A 26,875-nucleotide genomic window follows, 5' to 3' on the forward strand; every position below is an offset into this window, starting at 1 on the left:
ACACCCCTTAATCGACTCACCATATCGGTCGCACTGGCATCCAGTGTTATTGCCAGTCAGCAGGTACTAGCCTATCCGCAGACGCCAATACTCAGCCGACCTATCGACCCGAATGCTACCTATCTCGGAACGACCCCAGAGGGCGGCACTGTGTGGGAGGCTCCCATTGGTTCCGGTCAACAGCCACCAGTCCCTCAGTACCCACAAGGTCTAAGGTCCAATACCTATACGGTCGTCGACCCAAACCCCACCGCTCCCGGCGTTTTTTGGGTCAAACCTAACAACGGGAATACGGCCCCCTTTGAGGCATACATCCAGCCCGACGGCTCTGCTGTTGGGATATACGTGTCGCCCCTCCCGCCACCATGCCCGCCATGCGCCGTCCCCCCATTGCCTAACCCGAATCCTCCCCTTCTAACCCAGAACCTGCGAGGTACTCCCGGCAGGGATGGTGTGAACGGCACGAACGGCAGAGATGGCGTGGACGGCAAAGACGGCAAGGATGGGGCCGACGGCGCTCCCGGCAGGGATGGCGTGAACGGCACGAACGGCAGAGATGGCGTGGACGGCAAAGACGGCAAGGATGGGGCCGACGGCACTCCCGGCAGGGATGGCGTGGACGGCACGAACGGCAGAGATGGCGTGGATGGCAAAGACGGCAAGGATGGGGCCGACGGCACGAACGGCAGGGATGGCGTGGACGGCACGAACGGCAGAGATGGCGTGGACGGCAAAGATGGCAAGGATGGGGCCGACGGCGCTCCCGGGACTCCTGGCAGGGATGGCGTGAACGGCACGAACGGCAGAGATGGTGTAGACGGCAGGGACGGCGTATTAGACCCCGAGACGCTGAATAGAATCACCAAACTTGAGCAACGGGACAAGGAACACGACGACAAGATCGCAGCCCTTCAAAATAAAGACCCAAGACAGACTCAGGCAGATGACCCAACGGGCGGACAAGGCGGCAATGTCGGCCAACCATTCCCCAGGCCGGTCGATTCCCCACTGCGCACGGCCCTGAACAAACTGGGCACGGCGGCAAAAAGAGACGCCCGCATGCAGCTTTCCGGCGCCGGCAATGCCAGCCTGGGTGCAGCCACCCTCAGCGGTGCCAGCCAGGTGGGCAACAGCGCCCTCGCGGCCATGCGCCAGCTCGGCAATGACCCCACCCAGCGCCTGCTCGCCGGACAAAACGGCGCGCCCGGCCAGGTCTCGCTGTCGGGGCGTTCGGAAATCAAGCCCAATGAAAGTCGTGTGTGGGTAGACGCCCTGAACAACGCCAGCGCCTTCGATCAACCGGCAGGCCAGAAGGCCTTCGAACAGGACACCCGAGGCCTGGTGGTGGGCGTCGACTGGGCCCTGGACAATGAATGGCGCATGGGCCTGCTGGGCGGCAAGTCGCAATCCAAGCATAAAGCCAACCGCTTCGAAGGCGGCCTGGACAGCTGGCATGTCGGCACCTACGCCCTGCACCAGAGCGGGCCCGTGGCCCTGCGCCTGGGCGCGGTCCACAGCCAGCACTATGGCAAGACCGAACGCAACGTGGAGTTCAGCGGCTACAAGGACCGTCTCACCGGCAACTACAACGCCAACAGCCAGCAGGCCTTCGCTGAACTCGGCTACAACCTGGGCAGCGGCAGCCTGAGCGCCGAACCTTTTGCCAGCCTCGGCTACCAGCGCTACTCGCGCCAGGGCTATACGGAAAAAGGCGGTGAAGCCGCGCTGAAGGCCGATGCCCAGACCCAGAGCAACTTCAACACCACCCTGGGCCTGCGCACCGCCAGCATCAAGCACATGGACAACAAGATGAGCCTGGCCCCGCGCCTGAGCGCGGGCTGGAAACACCTGTACGGTCCGGTCGAGAGCACCAGCACCCAGTCCAATCAGGTGACCGGCGACGTCTTCAACACCAAGGGGATCACCCGGGACCGTGACACCCTGGTGGTCGAAGCCGGGCTGGATCTGAACCTGTCGGCCAGGCATTCCATCGGCGTGGCCTACAACGGTGAAGTAGGCAATAGCAGCCGGACCCATGGCGTCATGGGGCAGTGGAAGATGAGTTTTTAATCCCTTGAACCTAAGGACTTATCCCGCCTGTCGGAGGTAAAAAGGCCGACATTTATCGATTAAATACATAGATACATTTCCGGCCCCGAATCAATCCGAGGCCGGAAATCCAATGCCCCCCACCCCTCATCGCCTAGCACTCGCGGTCACGCTGGCACTCACGACTGTCGTCTTGCGCGACACACACGCCAGCCCCACGCCCTCAGCCCCTCAACAGCAGGGGAATGTCAGCCACCTGCACGCCAAGAAAGGCCATACGGTCTTGCTGAGCGAGTCGTCAATCGACTACACCAATCAACGTGATGGCAACATTCAAGCGATCACCGGAAGCGCCATCAAGGTCATCGGACGCGTTGAGGGACGCATCGTCAACGACGGGAAAATCAGCAGTGAACATCATGACGGCATAGACCTGGGCCCCTCCGATATCACCCTGATCAATGTCGGCACCCTCTCGGGCGGGCGTCACGGCGTCAGCACCCGACGCGCGGGAGAACTCACCAACCGCGGCCAGGTGAGCGGATTCAATGGCGCGGGATTCCATTCCACGGGCAATGGCAAGGTCACCAACTCCGCCAGCATCACCGGTGATGCACGCACCCTGGATGCCGACGGCGATGGCATACGGATCATCGGGGATGCGGAGATTTACAACGTCGGCAAGTGTCTACGCCCTGCGCCAAAGCGGCCCGCTGGCCCTGCGGCTCGGCGCGGTGTACAGCAGCCATTCCGGCAAGACCGGACGCAACGTGGCGTTCAATGGCTACCGTGATCGTTTCAAAGGCGACTACGACGCCAACAGCCAACAAGCTTTCGCCGAAGTCGGCTACAGCTTCGGTGGCGCCGACCTGCGTGTCGAACCCTTCACCGGCCTCGGTTACGAACGTTATCACCACGACCGCTTCACCGAGCGCGGCGGCGAAGCGGCCCTGGCCGTCGGCAGTCAGACCCACGGCAACCTCAGCAGCACCCTCGGCTTGCGCGCGAGTAGCGTCACCCCCTTCGACAATAAAATGAGCCTGACCCCACACCTGAGTGCTGGCTGGAAGCATCTGCATGGCGACGTTGGCAGCACGACCCAGCAGAAATTCACGGTGAACGATCGCAGCTTCAAGGTCAAAGGCGCCGCCCTGGACCGCGACAGCCTGCTGCTGGAAGCGGGCCTGGACCTGAAGCTGTCGCCCAGCCAGAACCTCGGCGTCGGCTACACCGGGGAAGTCAGCAGCAACCAGCGTAATCATGGGGTCATGGGTCAATGGAGGCTGACCTTTTAAACAAGGTTCCCGCCACCCGGCCGGGTCAGGCCGGGCCGCGGGAAGGTGTCAATCCTGCCCAGGACCAAACATCGCTCAAACAAGGACGTGTCTCGCACAGCAGGAGCCCAAGGCCCGACATCCGCCAGGGAAACGAATAATTACATTCTCATCTCAATTGAACTTGAGGTGACAAGGAATGCAATTTACTCAGCCTCGTTTAAGCATCGCCGTGACGCTCGCCCTCGGCATAACGGCGACACAACACACTCAAGCCTCCGACATCGTCAACAGGGGCATCATTTCCAATAACTCCCATGGCCTTACCAGCCAAGAGGATCTCTTGCTGTTCAATGCGGGAACAATCGTCGGTCGAGACGGGGCCGGCGTCTATGCCCAAGGCAATGGCAACGTGGACAATAAGGGACGTATCACCGGTAGTCTCGGAGAGAAGGGCAGCCCTCTCAATGACGGCATCCGCATCGGCAAGGTCGCCCGTATCTCGAACGCCGGGACCATTGAAAGCACCCACCCGCTCGGCTCAGGCCTGGTGATCGGCAACGGTAGCGTTACAAACGGCTCGTCGGCACTGATCAGCGGCAAGGGCTACGGCATTCTGGCAAAGGGCGGCGGTACGACCCATGTGACAAACTCGGGAACCATCCAGGGTGCCCGAGGCATAAAGTTCGAAGGCAACTTCAATGACGTCGTCGTCAACAGCGGTTCAATCATCGGTTCCGGAGGCGGTCCCACGATTGACCTCGGCGGTGGCGACGATGTGCTGTCCCTCCACAGCGGCTCCCGAATCGGCGGATTTATCGACGGCGGTCAAGGTTACGACCGGGTGGTTCTCAATGGCGCCGGGAGCGGAACCCTCAGAGACACCCTCAGGTTCGAAAAGCTCCATGTCGATTCAGGGACCTGGACGCTGCTCAGCCGCGGCGACTTCAGTGACGGCGCCGAGATTGCCTGGGGCGCGAAGCTGATCAACCAGGGTGCGATCACCGGGCAGACCCTGGTCAAGGGTGAGTATACCGGCCAGGGTTACACCCATAGCTTGCTGGTAAAGGGTACGTTGCGGGTCAATCGGGCATCGGGCGCTGCCAGTATCGGTCAGGACCTCACCTTGAGCCGAGGTTCGAAGTTGATCTACGGGGTCGACGCCAATGGTGGCAGCGCCACCGTCCAGGTCGGGGGAACAGCGAATTTGGGTGGGGCCACATTGCTGGTAAACGCGACGGGAGGCCGTGCGCCCGTGAACAGCCAGCACACTCTTCTGCGAGCGGGCAACGTGGAGGGTACCTTCGGCCAGGTCACCACTGACCTGGCGCTGATGACCCCGGAGGTCCGCTATGGCAAAACGGAGGTTGGACTGAGCTACCGGCGTAACGATGTCGCCCTTGAGAGTCTTGCGCAATCCGATAATGCCAAGAGCGTTGCCAGACACCTGGAACCCCTGACACGTTTTGGGAAAGTAACCACCGGGATCAAGGGCCAAGCCGTCAGCCGCGAGGAATTTTTCTCGGACGGCATGAACAAATCCATCATACGAAAGCGCAGGAGCCTGGACGACGACATGGACAGCGATCTTGAGCTGGCGATGGCTGATGTCGAGGAGATGGACGATGTCCCGGCCGTGGGCGCCGCCCTGACCACCAGTAATGAAGCCACGCTGACACGCGCCTTGGAGCAACTCGCCAGCAGCCACACTGCCAACCTGGGTAACGCAACCTTGAGTGGTGCCAGCCAAGTGAGCAGCAGCATGCTCTCGGCCATGCGGCAACTGGGCGACCCCGCCAATCGACAGACCCTGAGTTCGACCGCCCTCGCCACCGGCGATTCGAGTCGTAACGGTGCCAATGGCCGACTCTGGGTCCAGGGCCTGGGCAACTCCGGAAAGTTCGAGCGCAGCCAGAGCAGCCAGGTGCTGCAGCAGAACACCAGGGGCCTTCTCCTCGGTGCCGATTGGGCGCTCGATTCGGAATGGCGCCTGGGGGTGCTGGGCGGCAAATCACAGACCCGCCTCAAGGGCACCGACTTCGGGGGTGACCTCGATAGCTGGCACCTGGGTGCTTATGCCCTGCGCCAAAGCGGCCCCCTGGCGCTGCGTCTCGGCGCGGTACACAGCATCCACGAGGGCAGAACCCGGCGCAACGTGGACTTCGCCGGCCTCAGTGATCGCCTCAAAGGCAACCACCGTGCCGACAGCCAACAAGCGTTCGCCGAACTCGGCTACAACCTGGGTAGCGGCAACCTGCACGCGGAGCCGTTCGTCAATATCGGTTATCAGCGCTACCACCACGAGGGTTTCAAGGAAAAAGGCGGTGACACGGCCCTGAACGTCAAGGCACAGACCCAGGACAATCTCAGCAGCACCTTCGGTGCCCGCCTGGCCAATCAGTACACACTGGACAGTGGCATGCGCCTGACCCCACACCTGAGCGCCGGCTGGAAACATCTGTATGGCCGCACCACCCACCAGACTGAACAGAACCTGATGGCACTGAACGACGATTCGTTCAAGATCAAAAGCAGTGCATTGGACCGCGACAGCCTGGTGCTGGAGGCCGGCCTCGACCTGAAGTTATCGCCCCGCCAGAACCTCGGCGTCGGCTACAGCGGGGAAGTCGGCGGCAACAGCCGCAAGCATGGCGTCATGGGGCAGTGGGCGCTGGCCTTTTAACCGGGCTTGGGCTGTTCGGCCAGTCGTCCGCCGTGCAAAAGGTGGCGCGAACCCGTCAGCCTGAAGTCTTGCGAAGTCGCACCACGCCCATCTGCAACCCGAAGGGTTTGAACACCGAGTTCAACGACTTGAGCGTCGGATTGCCCTCCTCGTGCTCGATATGAACAAGGGTCCGTACCGAAATCCTGCACATCCGAGCAAATTGAGTCTGGTGCAAGCCGGTGACCTCGACACGCAAGCGCCTGACCGCCGCGCCGATACCGATCACGCCCTGGGTAAGCTCGTCTTGAATGGCTTGAATCAGTGGCTCATCAACCGATATCGCCAACAAAGACCTCATCGATCCTGGCCAGATCGCCCTCATTCAGGATGCCGGCGTGGAAACGCAACTTCACCCATGCCATCAGATAGTCGTAACGGGCCTTGGCCAGCTCGCTACGGGTACTGAACCGTTGTTGTTCGGCATTCAGCAGATCGAGGTTGACCCGCTCGCCCCCCAGCAGGCTCTTTTGCGTCGAATCCACCAGCGACTCCGCTGAAGCCAGGGCCTTCTGATAAGCGCGTAATTTGCTCTCCCCGGACAAACAAGCGCTGAACTGGCGGCGCAACTCGATCAACGTCTCACGGGTCTTGGCCTCCAGTTCGTACTCCGTTTGCTCAAGGGTCCGGCTGGCCTTGCGCACGGAGGCCGAAACGCCGCCCCCCGCAAACAACGGCACGCTCAACTCGACGCCAATGCTATTGGTGCTGTTGCGCTGGTCATAAGTGCTGCTGCTATCGGACTCCGATTTACGCAGGCTGGCGTAGGCCGTGACCTTGGGCAGGTGTCCGGCACGGCTGCGCTCCACCTCGAACCTCGCCACCTCGACCGCCTGGCGTTGAGAAGCCAGCAACGGGTTCTGGACCAGCGCCATGCGATGCCAATGATCAAAGGTCGCCGGCTCCATGGGAAAGGCCTGGAAAGTCGCGGACAGCGGCGCCAGATCATTGATGGCGATCCCTGGTTTGCCCATCAAGGCTCCCAACTCCCGCAAGGCGGCCTCCTGTTCGTCATGGGCCTCGATCTGTTGCGCCGTTGCCAGCTCGAAACGCGATTCGGCTTCGAGAATATCGGTACGCGCGCCCTCTCCCTGGTGAAACAGGTGGGTATTGCGCTGGAACTGCTGCTCAAAGGCCTTTTTTCGGGCCTGGGCAATTTCGATCTGATCCTGGGCCAACAAGGCCCGGGTGTAGGCACTGAGTACCCGCAGCAGCAGCTCCTGGCTTTTGCTGCGAAACACCTCATCGGCAAACAGCGACTGGGCGACGCCTTTGCGATAAGCCGCATAGGCTTCGTAATCGAGCAGCGGTTGCTGCAGGGTCAGTGCCGAGGTGGCACTGCGGTAGCGGCGCTGGTCATGGCTGCTGCCCGCCTCCCTGAGCTGGGTGATCCTGGATTCATTACGCCCCAGGTTGTGGCTGTAGGACAGCCGAGGCAGCAGCCCCGCCCGGCCAATGGCATCGCTTTCCCGCCCTGCATCGCGCGCCTTCATGGCCCCCTGGAACACCGGGTCATGCAGCAAAGCCGACTCATACACTTGAAAGGGTCCCAGGGCATGGCTCTCGAGGCTGGCGATCAACGCGAACAGCGCAACAGGTATCAAAACTATTTTCATGACGGCAGACCCTCTTCCTATTCGGTCAACGAGGCGCTCACGCGATCCAGCAGCGGTTTGAACAGGTAGTTGAGGAGCGAGCGCTCCCCGGTACGGACGAACATCTCGGCCGGCATGCCGGGCTTGATCACCAGTCCATTGAGCTGTTCCAGAGAGGCTTCACTGACCGAGCTGCGTATCACGTAGTAGGGGGCGCCGGTTTTTTCGTCGAGCAACTGGTCGGCCGACACCAGGCTGACCTCACCCGCGACACGGGGCGTCACGCTCTGATTGAACGCCGTGAACAGGATGTCCACCGGCAGGGCCGGACTGACCTTGTCCACCAGGCTGACCGGCAAGCGCCCCTCCACCTCCAGATGCTGGCCTTGGGGCACGATCTCCAGCAGGGTGTCGCCGGCACGGACCACGGCGCCCTCGGTATGCACGCTCAAGTTGACGGCAATCCCTTGCGCCGGCGCGTTGACCTCGGTGTGCTGCAAGTCAAAACTCGCCGACGCCAGCTGTTGTTCCAGGGTCAGACACTTGAGCCGCACCTCGGCCAACTCACCACGGACTTCGGTCTGATACTGCTCGACATGCCGGGACAGCTTGAGCTGCGACTCGAGTATTTCCTGTTCGAGAAAGCCGATTTCCCCCTTGTTCCGCGCGATCTGCTGCTGAACCTGGGACAACTGGCGCTCCTGCTCCAGCAGACGATTACTCGCAATATGTCCCTCATCCGCCAGAGGGCGCAGTTTCTCCAGTTGCCGGCGCAATGATCCGGCTTGGGCATTCAGATCATTGCGGGCTTGGCGCAGGCCGGACAGTTGGGCCGTCGCCCCGTCGATGCGGGCACGGATGCCCGCCTGCTCGCGAGAAAAGGCTTCGCGCCGACTATTGAAAAGCTGGCGCTGCCCTTCCAACACAACCGCCAACAATGGATCGGCATCGGTACTCAACTCGACTGGAAACTGAATTTTCGTCAAATTGTCCCGCTCGCTCTGCCAGCGGGCCTGGGTGGCCAGGGCTTGGCGGTACTGGGCCTGCAAGGATTGGACAGTGGCCGACAGTTGTGTGCGATCCAGGCGAAACAGCACCTGCCCCTTCTCGACCTTCTCTCCTTCTCTGACCAGAATCCCACTGACGGCTCCCCCGCCCAGGGACTGGACGGCCTTGCGCTTGCCGGACACGACAACCGTGCTCGGCACACTGACGCCTTGATCCAGCGGTGCCAGGGCCGCCCAGCTGAAGAAACCTCCGGCACCGAACACCACCAGTGCCCAGCCCAATCTGACGAAAAACGCGGCCCCGCGCTGCGGACACGAAGTGAGCGCAGGGTGATGTGGCGTGATGCTCTCTGAACTCATGCGCCTGTTTTCCTTGGCGATTGAATGGCAGCTTTCGAAGCCGACTCCCGGGTTCTCGATAAACTGTCGAGCACCTCCGAACGCGGACCGAAAGCCCGCACTTTCCCCTCTTCCAGCACCATCAACTGATCGGCCTGGACCAGAACCTGGCTACGGTGGGTCACCAGAATCACCGTGCTGCCCTGAGCCTTCAGTTGGGTAATGGCTCGGGTGAGGGCCGCTTCACCCTCGGTATCAAGGTTGGAGTTCGGCTCATCCAGCACCACCAGGCGAGGCCGGTCATAGAGCGCCCGGGCCAAGGCCACGCGCTGCTTCTGGCCTCCGGAAAGGCCGGCGCCGGCGTCCCCCAGCACCGAGTCATAACCTTGCGGCAGACGCAGGATCAGCTCATGAACACCCGCCTGCCGGGCCGCCTCGACAACCTTGTCCGGGTTCGGCGCGCCGAAACGGGCGATATTTTCAGCCACGGAACCGCTGAACAACTCGATGTTCTGCGGCAGGTAGCCAATATGGGGACCCAGTTCATTGCGGTCCCAACGATGGATATCGGCACCGTCCAGCCTCACCACCCCGCCCTGGACCGGCCAGATGCCCAGCAGCACGCGAATCAGGCTCGACTTGCCCGCGCCGGAGGCCCCCAGCACCCCCAGCACTTCACCGGCCGCCAGCTGGAAACTCACTTGATGCAAGGTCGTGCGCTGCTGGCCGGGAGGCCCGGCACTCACCTGCTCGAACGCCAGTTGCCCCTTGGGAGCGGGCAAGGCCATCGCTCCCGTCGATTCGGGAAACTCATTGAGCAGCGCGTCGAGACGCTGATAGGCCGACCTGGCCGCGTTCCAATGCCTGGAGGTGGCAATCAACTGGTCGATGGGCAGCAAAACCCTTCCCATCAGGATGGAACCGGCAATCATCATCCCGGCGCTCATATCACCAATAATCACCAGCAGCGCACCGAGCCCCAGCACCAGGGATTGCAGGCACTGGCGAAAGCCTTTGCTCAGATGGGTCATGACCGCGCCCGTATCGCCGGCCCGGCTCTGTTGCGAAAGAAAATGGGCGTAGGGCTCGAACCAGCGTTGGCGTAACACACCCAGCATGCCCATGGCCTGAATGGTCTCGGCATTGCGCAAATGGCTGGTGGCCAGGCGACTGGCCTCTTGTGAATGGCGGCCGGCTTCAGCCAGCGGCTTCCTGGTCAGCCACTCATTGAGCAGCGCCATGCTCACCAGCAGCACAGCTCCCACACAGGCGAAGACACCCAGCCAGAAGCTGAACATAAACATCACTGCCAGGTAGATCGGAAACCAGGGCGCATCGAAAAAAGCGAACAAGGCCGGGCCGGTCAGGAACTGGCGAATATGGTTCAGATCGCCGAGGGCCTGCGCGCCATGCCCGTCACCGCGGACCAGATTGCGCTCGAAAGCAGCCTGGTAGACACGCAGGTTGAAACGCTGATCGAGATGCCCGGCGACACGGCTGACGACAAAGTTGCGAACGGTCTCCAGCAGCCCGATAAAAACGAAGAATCCCACGATCATCAACGTCAACATAACCAGCGTGGTCTGGTTTTGCGAAGTCAGGACCCGATCATAAACCTGCAGCATATATATCGAGGGGGCCAGCATCAGCACATTGATCAAGGCGGTAAAACAGCCCACGCTGATCAGAATACTCTTATATTCCCCGAGCACTTCTATCAACGGTGCCGTAGGTGTTGTCGCCAAGGGTTTCATTGACTTCCTTGAGTAGTATTTCGCGTGCGTAAAACATCAGAAGAGCAGCGCCTAGGGCACTGCTCTTGGTGAGTTCAAACGAATAAACTGACCGGGCTATTTATAAACCGGCGAGAGGGCTATTACGCCGCCATATCCAAAATATCAGGGAGCGGGCCCTTATCAACAGGACCGTCGTAATAGCTGTCGGCAAAGTCGCTATAGGCATCAGGCTGATTGAAAACGAATTCATACTCATTAAACGCTGAGAAATTACTTTCTCCCTGGCCAGAATCTGCTTCAAGCCTGTCAAACGCGTCCCTGCCGGGGCTCTCCTCGCCAATAAACCCTCGATGTTGCGGCTGCACCTCATCTAAACCGTCTTCAGGCTTGCCAAACTCAAAATGGCTGAGGTCCTGGTCGTCTATGAGCCCCCTATGTTGCGCTGGCCTATAATTTAAAACCACGTCAAGCAGCGCCTGGATTTCCATAAGATCTCGCTGCAAATTTTCTGAAACCTTGGTAACTTTTGCGCTCCAGCCAACAAAATCAAAAGTGGCATTTGTGCTACTGAAATTAGGATTGGTAGCAGCCGGTTGCCCGCGCTCAGATACTATCCATGGCAACTTGTTCTCGAAAGGCGAGAACATCCAATCGTTTGCACCGTTGGTTTCCACTGACATAAATCACTCCATATAACGACGAGTTAATGAGCGCCCGATACCCATCAGGCGTGCTCGTCGTCTATTTAATGAAACTTATGAAGTGAGGGTTATATAAATAGATATCACCACTCTTCCATGGCAAATCCAGCGTAAAAAAAAGGGGAGCACATGCTCCCCCGAGGAAAAACGTTGGTAGTCGAAGGCCTTCGATCAGCCTTCGATCTCGATCAGGATCTCGCCCGGATTGACCCGGTCGCCCTTGGCCACATGGATGGCTGTGACCTTGCCCGCCACGGCGGCCTGCACTTCGGTTTCCATTTTCATGGCCTCGGTGATCAGTACGGCCTGGCCGGCTTTCACGGTGTCGCCTTCCTTGACCAGCACATCGACGATATTGCCCGGCATGGTGGTGCTGACATGGCCCGGCGCGCTGGCCTGCTTGCGCTTGCTGCTGCCACCGCCGACAAACTCGTTGAGCGGTTCGAACACCACTTCTTCCGGCATGCCGTCGATGGACAGGTAGAAGTGCCGCTTGCCTTCGGCCTTGACGCCGACACCAGTGATGTCCACACGGTAGGTTTCGCCGTGCACATCGATCACGAACTCGGTCGGCACGCCCTCACCGCCCGCCGAACGCACGCCACCGGCCTCGGGGATCGGCAACAACACCTCAGGAACCAGGGTGCCGGCCTCACGCTCTTCGAGGAATTTGCGCCCGATATCCGGGAACATGGCGTAAGTCAGCACGTCTTCTTCCGACTTGGCCAGGGCGCCGATCTCACCACGCAACTTGACCATTTCCGGCTTGAGCAGGTCGGCCGGGCGCACGTCGATCACTTCTTCGCTGCCGATGGCCTGGCGCCGCAGCTTCTCATTGACGACGCCCGGTGCCTTGCCATAACCGCCTTGCAGGTACAGCTTCACTTCGTTGGTGATGGTCTTGTAGCGCTCGCCGGCGAGGACGTTGAAGAACGCCTGGGTGCCGACGATCTGCGAGGTCGGGGTCACCAGCGGCGGGAAGCCGAGGTCTTCACGCACTCGCGGAATTTCCGCCAGCACTTCGCCCATGCGGTTCAAGGCGCCCTGCTCTTTCAGCTGGTTGGCGAGGTTGGAGATCATCCCGCCCGGCACCTGGTTGACCTGCACGCGGGTGTCGACGGCGGTGAATTCGCTTTCGAACTGGTGGTACTTCTTGCGCACGGCGTAGAAGTACAAACCGATTTCCTGCAGCAGTTCCAGATCCAGGCCGGTGTCGAATTCGCTGCCTTTAAGGGCCGCGACCATCGACTCGGTGCCCGGATGGCTGGTGCCCCAGGCGAAGCTGGAGATCGCGGTGTCGATATGGTCGGCACCGTTTTCCACCGCCTTGAGCTGGCACATCGCGGCCAGGCCGGCGGTGTCGTGGGAGTGGATAAATACGGGCAGCGATTGTTCGCTCTTCAGCGCCTTGACCAGTTCGCCCGTGGCGTAAGGGGTCAGCAGGCCGGCCATGTCCTTGATCGCCACCGAGTCGCAACCCATGGCTTCCATCTGCTTGGCCTGGGCCACGAATGCCTCGATGGTATGCACCGGGCTGGTGGTGTAGGCGATGGTGCCCTGGGCATGCTTGCCCGCCGCCTTCACCGCTTCGATGGCGACCCGCAGGTTACGCACGTCGTTCATGGCGTCGAAGATGCGGAACACATCGATACCGTTGACCGCCGCCTTGGCAACGAAGGCCCGGACCACGTCGTCGCTGTAATGGCGGTAGCCCAGCAGGTTCTGGCCGCGCAGGAGCATTTGCAGGCGGGTGTTGGGCAAGGCCGCGCGCAGTTGGCGCAGGCGCTCCCACGGGTCTTCTTTCAGAAAGCGCACGCAGGCGTCGAAGGTCGCGCCGCCCCAGACTTCCAGGGACCAGTAGCCGACCTTGTCGAGCTTCTCGCAGATCGGCAGCATGTCTTCGGTGCGCATGCGGGTGGCGAGCAGCGATTGGTGGGCGTCGCGCAGGATTGTGTCGGTAACGTGGATTTTTTTGGAAGAAGTCATTGGAATAGTCCTCACAGGCCTGCGTGGGCGGCGATGGCGGCGGCGATGGCCAGGGCCAGCTCTTCGGGTTTGCGCTTGATCGAGTAGTTGGTCAGCTCAGGGTGGCTTTCCACGAAACTGGTATTGAACTGGCCGCTACGGAATTCCGGGTTACGCAGGATTTCCTGGTAGTAGGCCGCAGTGGTCTTCACCCCCTGCAGGCGCATGTCGTCCAGGGCCCGCAGGCCACGGTCCATCGCTTCTTCCCAGGTCAACGCCCAGACCACCAGTTTCAGGCACATGGAGTCGTAGAACGGCGGAATGGTGTAGCCGGTGTAGATCGCCGTGTCGGTGCGCACGCCGGGACCGCCGGGAGCGTAGTAACGGGTGATCTTGCCGAAGCTGGGCAGGAAGTTGTTCTTCGGGTCTTCGGCGTTGATCCGGAACTGCAGGGCAAAACCGCGATGGATGATGTCTTCCTGCTTGACCGACAACGGCAGGCCGGAGGCGATGCGGATCTGTTCACGGACAATGTCGATGCCGGTGATTTCTTCGGTGATGGTGTGTTCCACCTGCACCCGGGTGTTCATTTCCATGAAGTACACCTCGCCCTCGGCGAGCAGGAACTCCACGGTACCGGCGTTCTCGTAGCCCACCGCCTTGGCCGCGCGCACCGACAGGTCGCCGATATAGGCGCGCTGTTCCGGGGTCAGCTGGGGACTGGGGGCGATTTCGATCAGCTTCTGGTTGCGGCGCTGGATCGAGCAGTCACGCTCGAACAGGTGCACCACGTTGCCGAAGCTGTCGCCGAGAATCTGCGCTTCGATGTGCTTGGGATTGACGATGCATTTTTCCAGGAACACTTCCGCCGACCCGAACGCCTTGGTGGCTTCGGAAATTACGCGAGGGAAGGCTTGTTCCAGTTCTTCGCGGCTGTTGCAGCGACGGATACCGCGACCGCCGCCACCGGAGGTGGCCTTGAGCATCACCGGGTAACCAATGCGGTCGCCTTCGGTGAGAGCTTCGGCGATGTCCGCGACGTTGCCTTCGGTGCCCGGGGTGACCGGCACGCCGGCCTTGATCATGCTGCGCCGGGCTTCGGTCTTGTCGCCCATGCGGCGGATCACTTCCGCCGACGGGCCGATGAATTTGATTCCACGTTCGGCGCAGATATCCGCCAGTTCGGCATTTTCCGACAGGAAGCCGTAACCGGGGTGCAGCGCGTCACAACCGGTTTCCACCGCCAGGTTCACCAGCTTGCGCGGGTTCAGGTAGCCGGCCAGGGGTTCGGCACCGATGCTGTGGGCCTCATCCGCGCGCTTCACATGCAGGGCATGGCGATCGGCGTCGGAATAGATCGCGACCGAGCGAATGCCCATCTCGGCGCAGGCACGCACGATTCGTACGGCAATTTCACCACGGTTGGCGATCAGGATCTTTTTTATCACTTGGAAATTCCTAAGCCGCTGGAACAAACAACCCTTGGGTGCAACCGGAAAACGGGTCGGCGCGTGACTAAATGTTTCAAGCCAGTCGCGCAGTCCACACTAGACCTACCCAGTGATAAACCAAAATCAATAATTATTGGGTCGCTCATAAGTAAAAGCTTATAGTTGAGCGATTCGCGGCTTTCATGAGTGTTTATAAAATGCGTAAGTCCTTGATGCGTATGACATTACGCCAGCTCAAGATTTTCAATGAGGTCTGCGATCTGCGTTCCTACAGCCGCGCAGCTGATGAAATGTCTCTCACACAACCGGCCGTAAGCCTACAAATTCGCCAGCTGGAAGAGCTGATCGGCCAGCCTTTATTCGACTACGTCGGCAAAAAGCTCTACATGACCGAGGCGGCTGAAGCGTTACAGCGGGCCAGCCGGGACATTTTCGGTCGGCTGGAAAACCTCGATATGCAGCTCTCGGACATGCAGGGCTCGCTGCAAGGGCAGTTGAAACTGGCGGTGGAATCCAGCGCCAAGTATTTCGTCCCGCACCTGTTTGCCGCGTTCAAGCGCCAGCATCCCGAGGTCAATCTGCACCTGACGGTGGTCAACCGCGCGCAGGCGCTGCGGCGCCTTTCGGACAACCGTGACGATCTGCTGATCATGTCGATGGTGCCCCAGGACATGGGGCTCGAATTCCTGCCGTTCCTGAACAACCCGATTGTCGCGGTGGCGCCGCCCGATCACCCGCTGTGCCACGGCGGCCCGCTGCGCTTGCAGGACCTGGAGCCGTATACGTTGTTGATCCGCGAAGCGGGATCGGGGACGCGGATCGCCTGCGAGGAGTATTTCAAGGAGAAACGCGTGCACTTCTCGCAGACGCTGGAAGTGACCTCGGGCGAAGCCCAGCGCGAGTGTGTGGTGGCGGGGCTGGGCCTGGCCCTGTTGACGCGCCATGCCCTGAGCCTGGAACTGGCGACCGGCGTGCTCCGAGAACTGCCGGTGGAAGAACTGCCGCTCTATCGCAGTTGGTGCCTGGTTCAGGCCAAGGACAAACGCCTGTCACCGGTCGCCCATGCGTTCCTGGGGTTTATTCGCAGTGAACGGTTACAAATCAGCGGGCTGGTTGAGCGCTTCGACGGTCGGATGCCGAGTCTGCCTGCCAGTAATTGAGTGCGGCGATTTCCTGTTGCAATTGGCGCAGTTCGGTGCGGTCTTCGATTGCGCGACGAAATTCCATGCGGCGCTGATCTTCCTGCTGCCGACGGGTTTTGACGCTGCTTTGCTCTTCGTGGTGCCGGGCCATTTCGAGTCTCCCAGGGTGGGTACGGGAGCTTCAAGATGGACGTCCGGCGTTACGGTTTGGCGGCAGGTGGGTGACAGACTGATGAAATCATCGGTCAGTCGTCGAGGGCCTTCACCGACTTGGGCGACAGGCGCAGGCTGCGCAAGCTGCGTTTGACGCTCTTGAGGTGGTTGACCAGGCTCGGCCCACGGGCCATGGCCACGCCCATGGCCAGCACGTCGATCACCACCAGGTGGGCGATACGCGAGGTCAGCGGGGTATAGATCTCGGTGTCTTCGTGCACGTCGATGGCCAGGTTCACCGTCGACAGCTCGGCCAGCGGGGTCTGGCTCGGGCACAGGGTGATCAGGGTCGCGCCGCTTTCACGCACCAGGTTGGCGGTAATCAGCAGATCCTTGGAACGGCCCGACTGGGAAATGCAGATCGCCACGTCGGTAGGCTTGAGGGTCACCGCCGACATCGCCTGCATATGCGGGTCGGAATACGCCGCCGCCGTCAGCAGCAACCGGAAAAACTTGTGCTGGGCATCCGCCGCCACCGCACCGGAAGCGCCGAAACCATAGAACTCCACCCGCTGCGCCGCCGACATGGCGGTCACGGCACGTTGCAACGCGGCCGGATCGAGCTTTTCGCGCACGTCCATCAGGGTGTGCAGGGTGGTGTCGAAGATCTTCAGGCTGTAGTCCGCCACCGAATCGTCTTCGTGAATCGCGAACTGCCCGAAGCTGGCGCCGGCCGCCAGGCTCTGGGCCAGCTTCAGTTTCAGGTCCTGGAAACCCGAGCAACCGATGGCCCGGCAGAAACGCACAATGGTCGGTTCGCTGATGCCCACGCTGTGGGCCAGGTCAGCCATGGAACTGTGCATCACCGCCGCTGGATCGAGCAGGACGTGATCGGCGACCTTGAGCTCCGACTTGCGCAGCAGGTTGCGAGACTGGGCGATGTGTTGCAACAGATTCAAAGGTCTGGACTCATTGTTATGGGCGAACGCCTGGGATGTAGCAGTCTTGTAGTTATACTACAAGAATTCGCGAATTGCCCGCTCCATTACGTAACCCGCCTCCCCGCTAGCGTAGTGCGGGGAGCATGTAGCCACTCTCGACGCCTAGGGAAAGCCATGGCGTAGCAGTCGCATCAATTCCTGCGCCGCCACCGGCCGGCTGATCAGATAGCCCTGCACTTCATCGCAGCCCTGGGCCTTGAGGAAATCCAGTTGCTCCTGGTTTTCCACACCCTCGGCCACCACCTTCAGTTCCAGGCTGTGGGCCATGGCGATGATCGCCCGGGTGATCGCCGCATCTTCACTGCCGTCCCCCAGGCCGCGAATAAAGCTCTGGTCGATCTTCACGTAGTCCACCGGGAAGCGCTTGAGGTAACTCAAGGACGAATAGCCGGTGCCGAAGTCATCGATGGCCAGTTTCACCCCCAGGTCGCGCAGTTGCTGGAAGGTGGCGATGATGTGTTCGACGCTGTCGAGCAGCTGGCTTTCGGTCAGCTCAAGCTCCAGCAGTTCCGGGGCCAGGCCGGTTTCCTCCAGCACCTGGCGCACCAGGCTGACCAGCTTGCCCTGGCGCAACTGATGCACCGACAGGTTTACCGACACCCGGATCGGCGCCAGCCCCTCGCGCTGCCATTCGCACGCCTGCCAGCAGGCCTGGCGCAAGACGAACTCACCGATCGGCCCGATCAACCCGGTTTCCTCGGCCAGGCCGATAAAGTCCGCCGGCGGCACCTGGCCCAGGGTCGGATGCTCCCAACGCACCAGCGCCTCGGCGGCGTTCATCCGCCCGGTGGCCAGGCACAGCTTGGGTTGGTAGAAGACGCGCAATTGCCGCTCTTCGATGGCCTTGCGCAGCTGGTTCTCCAGCTGCAAGCGCTCCAGGGTGCTGGCCTGCAGGCTCTCGGTGTAGAACTGGAAGTTGTTCCCGCCCAGGTGCTTGGCATGTTGCATGGCGATGTTTGACTGGCTGAGCAGCACCGGTATTTCCCGGGCATTATCCGGCAACAGGCTGATGCCCATGGACGCGCTGACCACCAGCTCATGCTCGTCGATAGTCACCGGCACCCGCAACTTGCCGAGCAGGCGCGTCGCCACCCGGGCCAGGCTGGAGAGGTTGCCGTAGGCATCGAACAGCACCGCGAACTCATCCCCGGACAAACGGGCAATGGTGTTGGCTTCAGGCAAGGCGTTGACCAGGCGCCGGGCCATCTGCTGCAGCAACTGGTCGGCGATTTCATGGCCGAGGCTGTCGTTGAGCAATTTGAAACGGTCCAGATTGATGTGCAGCAACGCCAGGCTGCGGCCACCCTGGCGCACTTGCTGGTGAGCCTCGTACAGACGCTCGCGAAACAACGAACGATTCGCCAACCCCGTCAGTTCGTCGTAGTGGGTCAGGTAGCGCATGCGCTCTTCGGATTCGCGGCGAGCCGACAGATCGGCGAAGAAGCCGACGATATGGCTGACATTGCCCCGGGTATCGCGCACCACATTCAGTTGCAGCCATTGCGGGTACAGCTCGCCGTTCTTGCGCGCCTCCACCAGTTCGCCCTGCCAGCTGCCGTGCTGTTCCAGGGCCTGGCGGATGGTCGAATAGTGACGCCGGGCATCACGACTGCCCGGCAGGTCGACCACATTGCGCCCGAGCATGTCCTCGAGCAGGTAACCGGTTACCCGGCTGAAGGCCTGGTTGATCGCCAGCAGGACGTAATTGGGGTCGAAAATCACAATACCTTCGCTGGCCGCCTCGAACACCGTCGCGGCCAATTGGCGCTGGGCTTCCTGCTCCTTGTGCGCACTGATATCGCGACGGGTGCCGACCATGCGCAACACTCGACCGCTGGCGGTGTGCTCGACCGCGCGACCGCGGTCTTCGATCCAGACCCAGTGACCATCGCCATGCCGTACCCGGTACTCGATCAGGTAATCCTCGCTGCGCCCCTTCAGGTGCTCCACCAGCGCACGCTTGAGCGCCGGCACGTCCTCGGGGTGCAGGCGCGGCTTGAGGTGGCTGAGCACGGCGGTCACGTATTCCGGGTCGAGGCCGAACAGCTCCTTGATCTGGGTGTGATGCACTTCATCGGTCTGCAGGTTCCAGTCCCACAGCCCGAGGGCGCTGGCCTGCAACGCCAGGGCCAGGCGCGTTTCGCTTTTGCTCAGGGCCTTGTTCGCCACATCCAGCTCCAGGCTGCGCTGGACCACCCGGCTTTCCAGGCCGACCTGGGCGTCGCGCAGTTCCTGTTCGGCACGACGACGCTGATCGATTTCCCGCGCCAGTTCAAGATTGAGTTGTTCGCTGCGGGTGTGCGCCTGTTGCAGGCTCTCGATCAGCGCCTGGTTCTGGAAACGCCGCAACAGGCCGCGGCGGATCAGCCGATTGACCTGCAAGGCCACCACGCTCAGCGACACCAGCAGGATCAGCCCGAGCCAGGCCCAGCCTTGTTGCTCCTCGGTTCCCCCCCAGAACAGATAGACGATGGCCGGCAACAGGCAGGGCAAGGTAAAGGTCAGGAACGCCGGGATACTCACGGCGTAGGCCACGCTGGCGGAGAGGGTCGCTGCGCCGATCAGGCCGAAGACCCAGGCCTGCTCGAGAAAACTGTCGGTGGGCACCAGGGCGATGCCGGCGCAGGCCAGGGTCAGGCCGCTGACCGCCGAGCCCAACAGGAAGGTACGGCGCCAGATTGGCTGGGCCTGGCGGCTGGGCATCGCCGAGTCGAACGCCGCCACCTGGATCACGCGCAAGGCCACCAGGGCCATCAACCACACCAGCCAGACGCTGACCAGCAGGTAGCGCTGCGGGCTCCAGAGCAACCAGGCGCAGACCAGACCGTTCAACAACATGAATAAAGTCGGCAGCAACGACCCCTGGTACAGCAGGCGCGTACGCTCGACTGTCAGCTCAGTGGCGAATTGCTTGCGGATAACCCGCCCAGCCTCCATCGAGGGGCTCAGCGCGTCAAAGCTCTGGGTCATGGGCAGTATTCTTATAATGGTTAGCCATAAACGTGGCAGGAGCATACACAAGCATCCGGCAGGACCAAACTGCCTCAGGTCATAAAATGTAATGAATTGATCGGTGGCCAGACCCCTTACCGAGGCCCAGAGCAAGACACACTGCCGCCTGTAGCCGATGACTGACCGGTCGTCACAGCCGTTTTTTTTATCTGTCGCGGGGCGTGCCCCGGTATAAGAGCCGCCGCTCAGCATTAGGGTTTGCCCGCCCAGGCCCGGCACCCTAGAATGCGTCGATGCGCGATGATCTCTCCTTTCTGCTGAACTCCCTCAACGATGCCCAACGCCAGGCCGTAGCCGCCCCCGTTGGCCGTCAGTTGGTCCTGGCCGGTGCCGGCTCGGGTAAAACCCGGGTGCTGGTGCACCGTATCGCCTGGTTGATCCAGGTCGAAAATGCCTCGTCCCATTCGATCCTGTCGGTGACCTTCACCAACAAGGCCGCTGCCGAAATGCGCCATCGCATCGAGCAGTTGCTGGGCATCAGCCCGGCCGGCATGTGGGTCGGCACCTTCCACGGCCTGGCACACCGCCTGTTGCGGGCGCACTGGCAGGAAGCCGGCCTGAGCCAGACCTTCCAGATCCTCGACAGCGACGACCAGCAACGGCTGGTCAAGCGGGTGATCCGCGACCTCGGCCTCGACGAACAGCGCTGGCCCGCCCGCCAGGCCCAGTGGTTTATCAACGGCCAGAAGGACGAGGGCCTGCGCCCACAGCATATCCAGGCCAGTGGCGACCTGTTCCTGGCGACCATGCGCAGCATCTATGAAGCCTACGAGGCCGCCTGTGCCCGCGCCGGGGTCATCGACTTCTCCGAGCTGCTGCTGCGCGCCCTGGACCTGTGGCGCGACCATCCGGGCCTGCTGGCGCACTACCAGAAGCGCTTCCGGCACATCCTGGTGGACGAATTCCAGGACACCAACGCCGTGCAGTACGCCTGGCTGCGTTTGCTGGCCCAGGGCGGCGACAGCCTGATGGTGGTCGGCGACGACGACCAGTCGATCTACGGCTGGCGCGGCGCGAAAATCGAGAATATCCACCAGTATTCCGCCGACTTCGCGGACGCGGTAACCATCCGCCTGGAGCAGAACTACCGCTCCACGGCCGGCATCCTCAAGGCCGCCAACGCCCTGATCGCCCATAACACCGGGCGTCTGGGCAAGGAGCTGTGGACCGATGGCGGCGACGGCGAGGCGATCAACCTCTACGCCGCCTTCAACGAGCACGACGAAGCGCGCTACGTGGTGGAAACCATCGAAAGCGCCCTGAAAACCGGCCTGGCCCGCAGCGATATCGCCATTCTCTACCGCTCCAACGCCCAATCCCGGGTGCTCGAAGAAGCCTTGCTGCGCGAACGTATTCCGTACCGCATCTACGGCGGCCAGCGCTTCTTCGAACGGGCTGAAATCAAGAACGCCATGGCCTACCTGAGGCTGCTGGAAGGGCGTGGCAACGACGCGGCGCTGGAGCGGGTGATCAACGTCCCGGCCCGTGGGATCGGCGAGAAAACCGTCGAGGCCATCCGCGAACACGCCCGCCACAGCGAGCTGTCGATGTGGGAAGCCATGCGCCAGCTGGTCGCCAACAAGGGCCTGGCCGGACGGGCCGCCGGTGCCCTGGGGGTGTTTGTCGAGCTGATCGAGGACCTCGCGGCGAAAACCCGGGAAATGCCGCTGCACCTGATGACCCAGGTGGTCATCGAGCAGTCCGGGCTGATCGCCTACCACGAAGCGGAAAAGGGCGAGAAAGGCCAGGCCCGGGTGGAAAACCTTGAGGAACTGGTCAGCGCCGCCCGCAACTTCGAGGCCGCCGAAGAAGACGCCGAGCTCACGCCGCTGGCCGCCTTCCTCGGCCACGCGTCGCTGGAAGCCGGCGACACCCAGGCCGACGAGCACGAAGACAGCATTCAGTTGATGACCCTGCACAGCGCCAAGGGCCTGGAATTCCCCTACGTGTTCCTGGTAGGCATGGAAGAAGGCCTGTTCCCCCACAAGATGAGCCTGGAAGAACCCGGCCGCCTTGAGGAAGAACGCCGGCTGGCCTACGTCGGCATTACCCGGGCGATGCAGAACCTGGTGCTGACCTACGCCGAGACCCGACGCCTGTACGGCAGCGAGACCTACAACAAGGTCTCGCGTTTCGTGCGCGAAGTGCCGAAAGGTCTGATCCAGGAAGTGCGCCTGTCCAACAGCGTCAGCCGACCGTTCGGCGGCGCCCAGGCCCAGGCCGGCAGCAGCCTGTTCGGTGGCAGCGACATCCCGGACACCGGTTTCAGCCTCGGCCAGACCGTACGCCACAGCATCTTCGGCGACGGCGTGATCCTCAACTTCGAAGGCGCCGGCGCCCAGGCCCGGGTCCAGGTGAACTTCAGCGAAGGCAGCAAGTGGCTGATGCTCGGCTACGCCAAGCTGGAAGCGGTCTGATCACGACCTTCAAGCGTTTCCGCACCCAGTGTGGAAACGCTGTCCGCCCACCTCGACAGTACGCCATGCCGGTCTAATTACTCAACCGAGGTCGCGATAACCATGGGTTCAGGCTTTTTTTCTTCGTGGACATTCTGGGCCCTGCTGTCGGCGACTTTCGCCGCCCTGACGGCGATCTTCGCCAAGATCGGCATCGACAACGTCAATTCGGACTTCGCCACCCTGCTGCGAACCGTCGTGGTATTGGTCAGCCTGGCCTTGATTTTGTACGCAACGGGCCAATATCAGTCATTGAGTTCGATTTCCGCCAAGAGCTATCTGTTCCTGCTGTTATCGGGCCTGGCGACCGGTGCCTCGTGGTTGTGCTACTTCCGCGCGCTGAAGGTCGGCCCGGCCTCGCTGGTGGCCCCGGTGGACAAGCTCAGCGTGGTGTTCGTCGCCGTCATCAGCGTGCTGCTGCTGGGCGAGAAGCTCGACCTGCGTCAATGGGGCGGTATTGGCCTGATTACCGCCGGCGTGGTCATGCTGGCTTTCCGACGTTAGTCGGGGGCATTTCACACAACGTTTATCGACTCGCCTTACGAAACAAACGGTATCGGCGCAATGGCCTTTCATGAAACCTTCAGGTGGGGCATGAGAGGATCAGGCAAAAGCCGGAAACACTCTCGCGCTAGCCAGTAACATTTCACCTGTGCAGTATGGCGCGCGTGCACTCCACAAACGGGAATACCCTTATGCAACGTTTTCTCAGTATCGTCTTGGCGCTCTGCATCGGTCTGACGATGAGCCTCGACGCGAACGCCAAGCGCTTCGGCGGTGGCAAAAGCATGGGTTCGGCACCCAGCCATCAAACCAGCCAAATGGCCCCAGCCGCGGGTGCCGGCGCTGCTGCCGCAACCGCCGGTGCTGCCGGTGCCGCGGGCGCTGCTGCCAAAGCCGGCGGTGCTTCGCGCTGGCTCGGCCCTCTGGCCGGCATCGCCGCCGGTGGCCTGCTCGCCTCCATGTTCATGGGCGGCGGCTTCCAGGGCATGCAGTTCTTCGACATCCTGATCATGGCGGTCATCGCTTTCGTGATCTTCCGCTTCATTGCCGCCCGTCGACGCAAGCAGCAGGAGCACATGGCCCCGGCCGGCGCGCCGTTCCAGCGTGAAGTGTTCGAGCAACCGGCTCAGCCGCAGAACGCGATCTTCGGTGGTTCCGCCCCCGTCGCCCCACGCCGCGTGATCAACGCACCGGCCTGGTTCAACGAAGAGCGCTTCCTGGAAGCCGCCCGCAGCCACTTCCAGGCGCTGCAGCAGCACTGGGATGCCAACGAGATGGACAAGATCGCCGAATTCGTCACCCCGCAGATGCTGCAGTTCCTGAAACAGGAACGGGCGAACGAAGGCGACGGTTTCCAGTCTACCTATATCGAAAACCTGCATGTGCAGCTGGACGGCCTGGACGATCGCGCCGACAAGACCATCGCCACCCTCACCTTCAGCGGCGTGTCGAAGAACTCGCGCTTCGACCAGGGCGAAGCCTTCAGCGAAAGCTGGAACATGGAGCGTCCACAAGGCGACAACCAGCCTTGGCTGGTGGCCGGTATCCGCCAGAACGGCTGATCCACGGCTCGCGGTTGAAAAAAGCTACAAAAACCCCGGACTCGTCCGGGGTTTTGCATTTCACAATTGTACTTTTTGCAAGCTACTGTATAAGACCCGTGATACGAACCGCGCCATAAAGCAAGAGGATTGAGGCCGTGGAAGAAGTCATTGAACAATTGCGTGAAGCCAACGAACCCGTACCGGTGCCTTTGGAGTTGCCCGACGAGGATCAGTTGGTCGAAGTCGAAGAGGAGTTGTTCATCAACATCCCCTTCGTTTTCAAGGAATTCCTGCTGACCGTCAGTGACGTGGTGTTTGGCAGCCTGGAACCGGTGACGGTGACTGATCCGCAGTCGCACACCTACCTGCCCGATGTAGCCGCCAATGCCTGGGATTCTGGTGTGCCACGGGACCTGATCCCGATCTGCCAGGACGGTGACAACTACTACTGCGTCGAGGAAGACGGCACCGTGGTGCTGTGGTCCGGCGAAGAAGAGCTGATCACCGAAGAGTCCTGGGAATCGGTATGGCACTGGGCGCGGGATGTGTGGCTGGAAAGCTGATTGACCCTGTCCGATGCTGCTCCAATCACGCTACCTTGGGTTGACTCGGACCTGTAGGAGCAGGGCTTGCCCGCGAAGCTTTTGGCGGCCTCAAGGGCGCCTTCGCGGGCAAGCCCTGCTCCTACAAGGGTTCGGCGCCTGAACCTCAGTGCCCCGCCGAATCGCTCTTGTGCTCCAGCGTCTCCAGCAAGGCGACCTGCATCCGCGTATGCACACGCACAAACCAGCGCCACAACACCGCCGCGACCGCCGCCGCAACCACCGCGATCAGCACCAGCAACTCGCTGGTGGGCAGAATGCTCGCCGACAGCGCCGACAGCAGCAGGAAAATCACCAGCAGCGACAGCAGCGGAATCACCTCGGCGATCACCCTTCTGACCCGCTGGGTGTGCCGTCCCGCCACCTCGGCTTTCACGCCCATCTCCGCCAGCAGCATCGACAGCGCCTTGAGCTTGCGGTACGCCGCAATCAGGAAGGGTAGCGACAACAGCAGCGCCCCACCCCAGATCAGGCCGTTGTGCCAACTCGGCTCATTGATCCAGTCGGCCAGATAATCGGCAATCGGCGCCGCGAAGAAGCCCCCGGCAAAGAAGATCGCCATCACCAGCGCCAGGTTGACCCCCACCTGCAACAGAATCCGCCGGATCATCGATGCCAGCAGCGCGCCCTCGCCCTGGGGCTGGATGCTGCGCAACCATTCACCGTAGAGGCTGAACACCCGTGCCAGGCGTCGCGGCATCACCGCCGCCAGCTTGAGCGACAGTGGGTCCGCCGCGCGGATCAGATAGGGCGTGAGCAGCGTGGTGATCACCGAGACCGCCACCGCGACCGGATAGAGAAAGTCACTGGTGACCTGCAAGGTCATCCCCAGCGCCGCGATAATGAAAGAGAACTCGCCGATCTGCGACAGCCCCATCCCCACCCGCAACGACGTCCGGCCATCGTTGCCGGCAATAAACGCCCCCAGTCCGCAGGAGAGCATCTTGCCCAGCACCACCGCGACGGTGATCACGGCAATCGGCCAGGCGTAATCGAGGAGGATCGCCGGGTCGATCATCAAGCCGATGGCGACAAAGAAAATCGCACTGAACAGGTCGCGAACCGGTTCGATCAGGCGCTCAATTTTCAGCAGCTGACGGGATTCGGCCATGATCGCACCGATCAGGAACGCCCCCAGGACCATGCTGTATTCCAGCTTGACCACCAACAGGCAGAAACCGAAACACAGGCCGAGCACGGTGATCAGCAGCATCTCGTTGCTTTCGAAGCGGGCGACGTAAGCCAACAGCCGCGGCACCAGCAGGATGCCGACCACCAGGGCGACGATCATGAACAGCGACAGCTTGCCCACGGTGGAGAACACCTCGCCCGAGCTTACGGTGCCGCTGACCGCGATGCTCGACAGCAAGGCGATGATGCCGATGCCGAGGATGTCCTCGACGATCAGTACGCCGAAGATCAGCTGGGCGAAGCGCTGGTTCTTCATCTTCAGGTCGTTGAGCGCCTTGACGATGATGGTGGTCGAGGAAATCGCCAGGATCGCGCCGAGGAACAGCGAATCCATGGTGTTCCAGTCGAACCAGCGGCCGATTTCGTAGCCGATCCAGATCATCAGCACGATTTCCAGGAACGCCGCGATAAACGCCGTGGCCCCGACCTTGAACAGCTTGCCCAGGCTGAACTCCAGGCCCAGGCAGAACATCAGGAAAATCACCCCCAGCTCGGCCAGGGTCTTGATGGTGTCTTCGTCGTGGATCAGGCCGAACGGCGGCGTGTGCGGCCCGATGATAAAACCGGCGACGATATAGCCGAGCACCACCGGTTGCTTGAAACGGTGGAAGAGGATGGTCACCACACCGGCCACCAGCATGATCACGGCCAGGTCCTGGATAAAGCTGATGGCATGCATGACGTGGCGCTCCTTGCTGTTGGGAAAGCGGCCATGGGACAGCCTTTTGAGCCGTCAGCAATCACCGTTCCTGGTGTGAGAACTTTCTATGGCATGGCTTTCTGAAGGTTAACACCGCGACTTCCGACAAAAAGCCGGTGCAATATGTAGAAACAGATCCCTTGAAGCGTGACGATGCCCCCATCAACGGCGTCCCGTTATCGAGTGTCTGTGAAAATGAAGGAAGCGCCCGTAGAGGTGCCTGAGCCAATCC

The 26,875-nt window shown here is 61.4% G+C and carries 20 protein-coding genes; 9 read left to right on the plus strand and 11 right to left on the minus strand.

Annotated elements, in window-relative coordinates; all coding sequences use genetic code 11:
* The first annotated feature begins 453 nt into the window (after window positions 1-453).
* The 4 genes from M5C56_RS32460 (at window position 454) to M5C56_RS07265 (ending at window position 6,006) form a co-directional block, all read left to right on the plus strand.
* Window positions 454-2,070, plus strand: coding sequence for an autotransporter domain-containing protein (locus M5C56_RS32460; RefSeq protein WP_247263081.1), 1,617 nt, complete (start codon window positions 454-456; stop codon window positions 2,068-2,070).
* Window positions 2,071-2,182: 112 nt separating this feature from the next.
* The gene (locus M5C56_RS07255) at window positions 2,183-2,842 is read left to right on the plus strand and encodes a hypothetical protein (RefSeq protein WP_247263092.1); all 660 of its coding nucleotides are present in this window, start codon (window positions 2,183-2,185) and stop codon (window positions 2,840-2,842) included.
* Window positions 2,769-3,344 carry an autotransporter outer membrane beta-barrel domain-containing protein gene (locus tag M5C56_RS07260; protein ID WP_247263090.1) on the plus strand — a complete coding sequence of 192 codons (576 nt, stop codon included), beginning with the start codon at window positions 2,769-2,771 and terminating at the stop codon, window positions 3,342-3,344. Before M5C56_RS07255 ends, M5C56_RS07260 begins: the two co-directional genes overlap by 74 nt.
* A 178-nt stretch (window positions 3,345-3,522) precedes the next feature.
* A complete protein-coding gene (locus M5C56_RS07265) occupies window positions 3,523-6,006 on the plus strand; it encodes an autotransporter outer membrane beta-barrel domain-containing protein (RefSeq protein ID WP_103498467.1) in 2,484 nt (827 codons plus the stop codon).
* 55 nt (window positions 6,007-6,061) lie between these two features.
* On the opposite strand, the gene M5C56_RS07270 is transcribed toward M5C56_RS07265, so the two are convergent.
* The 7 genes from M5C56_RS07270 to M5C56_RS07300 all read right to left on the minus strand — a co-directional run bounded on the left by M5C56_RS07270 (window position 6,062) and on the right by M5C56_RS07300 (window position 14,836).
* Window positions 6,062-6,334, minus strand: a complete 273-nt coding sequence (locus M5C56_RS07270) for a helix-turn-helix transcriptional regulator (RefSeq protein WP_103498468.1) — start codon at window positions 6,332-6,334, stop codon at window positions 6,062-6,064.
* Entirely contained in the window at window positions 6,318-7,661 is a 1,344-nt protein-coding gene (locus M5C56_RS07275; RefSeq protein WP_103498469.1) for a TolC family outer membrane protein, read from the minus strand. The genes M5C56_RS07270 and M5C56_RS07275 overlap by 17 nt, the downstream gene beginning before the upstream one ends.
* 17 nt (window positions 7,662-7,678) lie before the next feature.
* Window positions 7,679-9,007 (minus strand): HlyD family type I secretion periplasmic adaptor subunit, encoded by a 1,329-nt coding sequence (locus tag M5C56_RS07280; protein WP_103498470.1) that lies wholly within the window; start codon window positions 9,005-9,007, stop codon window positions 7,679-7,681.
* Window positions 9,004-10,740 (minus strand): type I secretion system permease/ATPase, encoded by a 1,737-nt coding sequence (locus M5C56_RS07285; protein ID WP_103498471.1) that lies wholly within the window; start codon window positions 10,738-10,740, stop codon window positions 9,004-9,006. The genes M5C56_RS07280 and M5C56_RS07285 overlap by 4 nt, the downstream gene beginning before the upstream one ends.
* 122 nt (window positions 10,741-10,862) lie before the next feature.
* On the minus strand, window positions 10,863-11,402 hold the full coding sequence (locus M5C56_RS07290; protein ID WP_103498472.1) for a hypothetical protein: 540 nt from the start codon (window positions 11,400-11,402) through the stop codon (window positions 10,863-10,865).
* Between the two features lie 192 nt (window positions 11,403-11,594).
* A complete protein-coding gene (oadA, locus tag M5C56_RS07295) occupies window positions 11,595-13,409 on the minus strand; it encodes a sodium-extruding oxaloacetate decarboxylase subunit alpha (RefSeq protein ID WP_103498473.1) in 1,815 nt (604 codons plus the stop codon).
* An 11-nt stretch (window positions 13,410-13,420) separates the two neighbouring features.
* Window positions 13,421-14,836, minus strand: a complete 1,416-nt coding sequence (locus tag M5C56_RS07300; protein ID WP_103498474.1) for an acetyl-CoA carboxylase biotin carboxylase subunit — start codon at window positions 14,834-14,836, stop codon at window positions 13,421-13,423.
* A 200-nt stretch (window positions 14,837-15,036) separates the two neighbouring features.
* Between M5C56_RS07300 and M5C56_RS07305 the strand changes: the two genes are divergently transcribed.
* The gene (locus M5C56_RS07305) at window positions 15,037-15,999 is read left to right on the plus strand and encodes a LysR family transcriptional regulator (RefSeq protein WP_103498475.1); all 963 of its coding nucleotides are present in this window, start codon (window positions 15,037-15,039) and stop codon (window positions 15,997-15,999) included.
* Here M5C56_RS07305 and M5C56_RS07310 read toward each other — a convergent pair.
* The 3 genes from M5C56_RS07310 to M5C56_RS07320 all read right to left on the minus strand — a co-directional run bounded on the left by M5C56_RS07310 (window position 15,941) and on the right by M5C56_RS07320 (window position 20,105).
* On the minus strand, window positions 15,941-16,132 hold the full coding sequence (locus tag M5C56_RS07310) for a hypothetical protein (protein ID WP_083875491.1): 192 nt from the start codon (window positions 16,130-16,132) through the stop codon (window positions 15,941-15,943). The genes M5C56_RS07305 and M5C56_RS07310 overlap by 59 nt on opposite strands.
* A 94-nt stretch (window positions 16,133-16,226) precedes the next feature.
* Window positions 16,227-17,093, minus strand: a complete 867-nt coding sequence (gene hexR, locus M5C56_RS07315; protein WP_040071809.1) for a transcriptional regulator HexR — start codon at window positions 17,091-17,093, stop codon at window positions 16,227-16,229.
* A gap of 144 nt (window positions 17,094-17,237) precedes the next feature.
* A complete protein-coding gene (locus M5C56_RS07320) occupies window positions 17,238-20,105 on the minus strand; it encodes a GGDEF domain-containing phosphodiesterase (protein WP_103498476.1) in 2,868 nt (955 codons plus the stop codon).
* A gap of 275 nt (window positions 20,106-20,380) precedes the next feature.
* Here M5C56_RS07320 and uvrD point away from each other — a divergent pair, with 275 nt between their 5' ends.
* From uvrD to M5C56_RS07340, 4 genes are all read left to right on the plus strand, one after another.
* Window positions 20,381-22,564 carry a DNA helicase II gene (uvrD, locus tag M5C56_RS07325; protein ID WP_103498477.1) on the plus strand — a complete coding sequence of 728 codons (2,184 nt, stop codon included), beginning with the start codon at window positions 20,381-20,383 and terminating at the stop codon, window positions 22,562-22,564.
* Between the two features lie 102 nt (window positions 22,565-22,666).
* Complete coding sequence (locus M5C56_RS07330) at window positions 22,667-23,107, plus strand: EamA family transporter (protein WP_103498478.1); 441 nt, start codon at window positions 22,667-22,669, stop codon at window positions 23,105-23,107.
* A gap of 191 nt (window positions 23,108-23,298) precedes the next feature.
* Entirely contained in the window at window positions 23,299-24,168 is an 870-nt protein-coding gene (locus M5C56_RS07335; RefSeq protein ID WP_103498479.1) for a Tim44 domain-containing protein, read from the plus strand.
* 137 nt (window positions 24,169-24,305) lie between these two features.
* Complete coding sequence (locus tag M5C56_RS07340; RefSeq protein WP_103498480.1) at window positions 24,306-24,713, plus strand: SMI1/KNR4 family protein; 408 nt, start codon at window positions 24,306-24,308, stop codon at window positions 24,711-24,713.
* Between the two features lie 145 nt (window positions 24,714-24,858).
* Here M5C56_RS07340 and M5C56_RS07345 read toward each other — a convergent pair whose 3' ends face one another.
* A complete protein-coding gene (locus tag M5C56_RS07345; protein ID WP_103497127.1) occupies window positions 24,859-26,622 on the minus strand; it encodes a cation:proton antiporter in 1,764 nt (587 codons plus the stop codon).
* Window positions 26,623-26,875: the final 253 nt, after the last annotated feature.

It is taken from the genome of Pseudomonas sp. MWU13-2862, assembly GCF_023242495.1.
Classification (GTDB): domain Bacteria; phylum Pseudomonadota; class Gammaproteobacteria; order Pseudomonadales; family Pseudomonadaceae; genus Aquipseudomonas; species Aquipseudomonas gingeri_D.

What these genes read in the sequence shown, in the direction of transcription:
- M5C56_RS07255 (WP_247263092.1), top strand. Translation starts at nt 2,183, where the DNA reads ATGCCCCCCACCCCTCATCGCCTAGCACTCGCGGTCACGCTGGCACTC.
- M5C56_RS07265 (WP_103498467.1), top strand. Translation starts at nt 3,523, where the DNA reads ATGCAATTTACTCAGCCTCGTTTAAGCATCGCCGTGACGCTCGCCCTC.
- M5C56_RS07275 (WP_103498469.1), bottom strand. Translation starts at nt 7,661, where the DNA reads ATGAAAATAGTTTTGATACCTGTTGCGCTGTTCGCGTTGATCGCCAGC.
- M5C56_RS07280 (WP_103498470.1), bottom strand. Translation starts at nt 9,007, where the DNA reads ATGAGTTCAGAGAGCATCACGCCACATCACCCTGCGCTCACTTCGTGT.
- M5C56_RS07285 (WP_103498471.1), bottom strand. Translation starts at nt 10,740, where the DNA reads ATGAAACCCTTGGCGACAACACCTACGGCACCGTTGATAGAAGTGCTC.
- M5C56_RS07290 (WP_103498472.1), bottom strand. Translation starts at nt 11,402, where the DNA reads ATGTCAGTGGAAACCAACGGTGCAAACGATTGGATGTTCTCGCCTTTC.
- oadA (WP_103498473.1), bottom strand. Translation starts at nt 13,409, where the DNA reads ATGACTTCTTCCAAAAAAATCCACGTTACCGACACAATCCTGCGCGAC.
- M5C56_RS07305 (WP_103498475.1), top strand. Translation starts at nt 15,037, where the DNA reads ATGCGTAAGTCCTTGATGCGTATGACATTACGCCAGCTCAAGATTTTC.
- M5C56_RS07310 (WP_083875491.1), bottom strand. Translation starts at nt 16,132, where the DNA reads ATGGCCCGGCACCACGAAGAGCAAAGCAGCGTCAAAACCCGTCGGCAG.
- M5C56_RS07320 (WP_103498476.1), bottom strand. Translation starts at nt 20,105, where the DNA reads ATGACCCAGAGCTTTGACGCGCTGAGCCCCTCGATGGAGGCTGGGCGG.
- uvrD (WP_103498477.1), top strand. Translation starts at nt 20,381, where the DNA reads ATGCGCGATGATCTCTCCTTTCTGCTGAACTCCCTCAACGATGCCCAA.
- M5C56_RS07330 (WP_103498478.1), top strand. Translation starts at nt 22,667, where the DNA reads ATGGGTTCAGGCTTTTTTTCTTCGTGGACATTCTGGGCCCTGCTGTCG.
- M5C56_RS07335 (WP_103498479.1), top strand. Translation starts at nt 23,299, where the DNA reads ATGCAACGTTTTCTCAGTATCGTCTTGGCGCTCTGCATCGGTCTGACG.
- M5C56_RS07345 (WP_103497127.1), bottom strand. Translation starts at nt 26,622, where the DNA reads ATGCATGCCATCAGCTTTATCCAGGACCTGGCCGTGATCATGCTGGTG.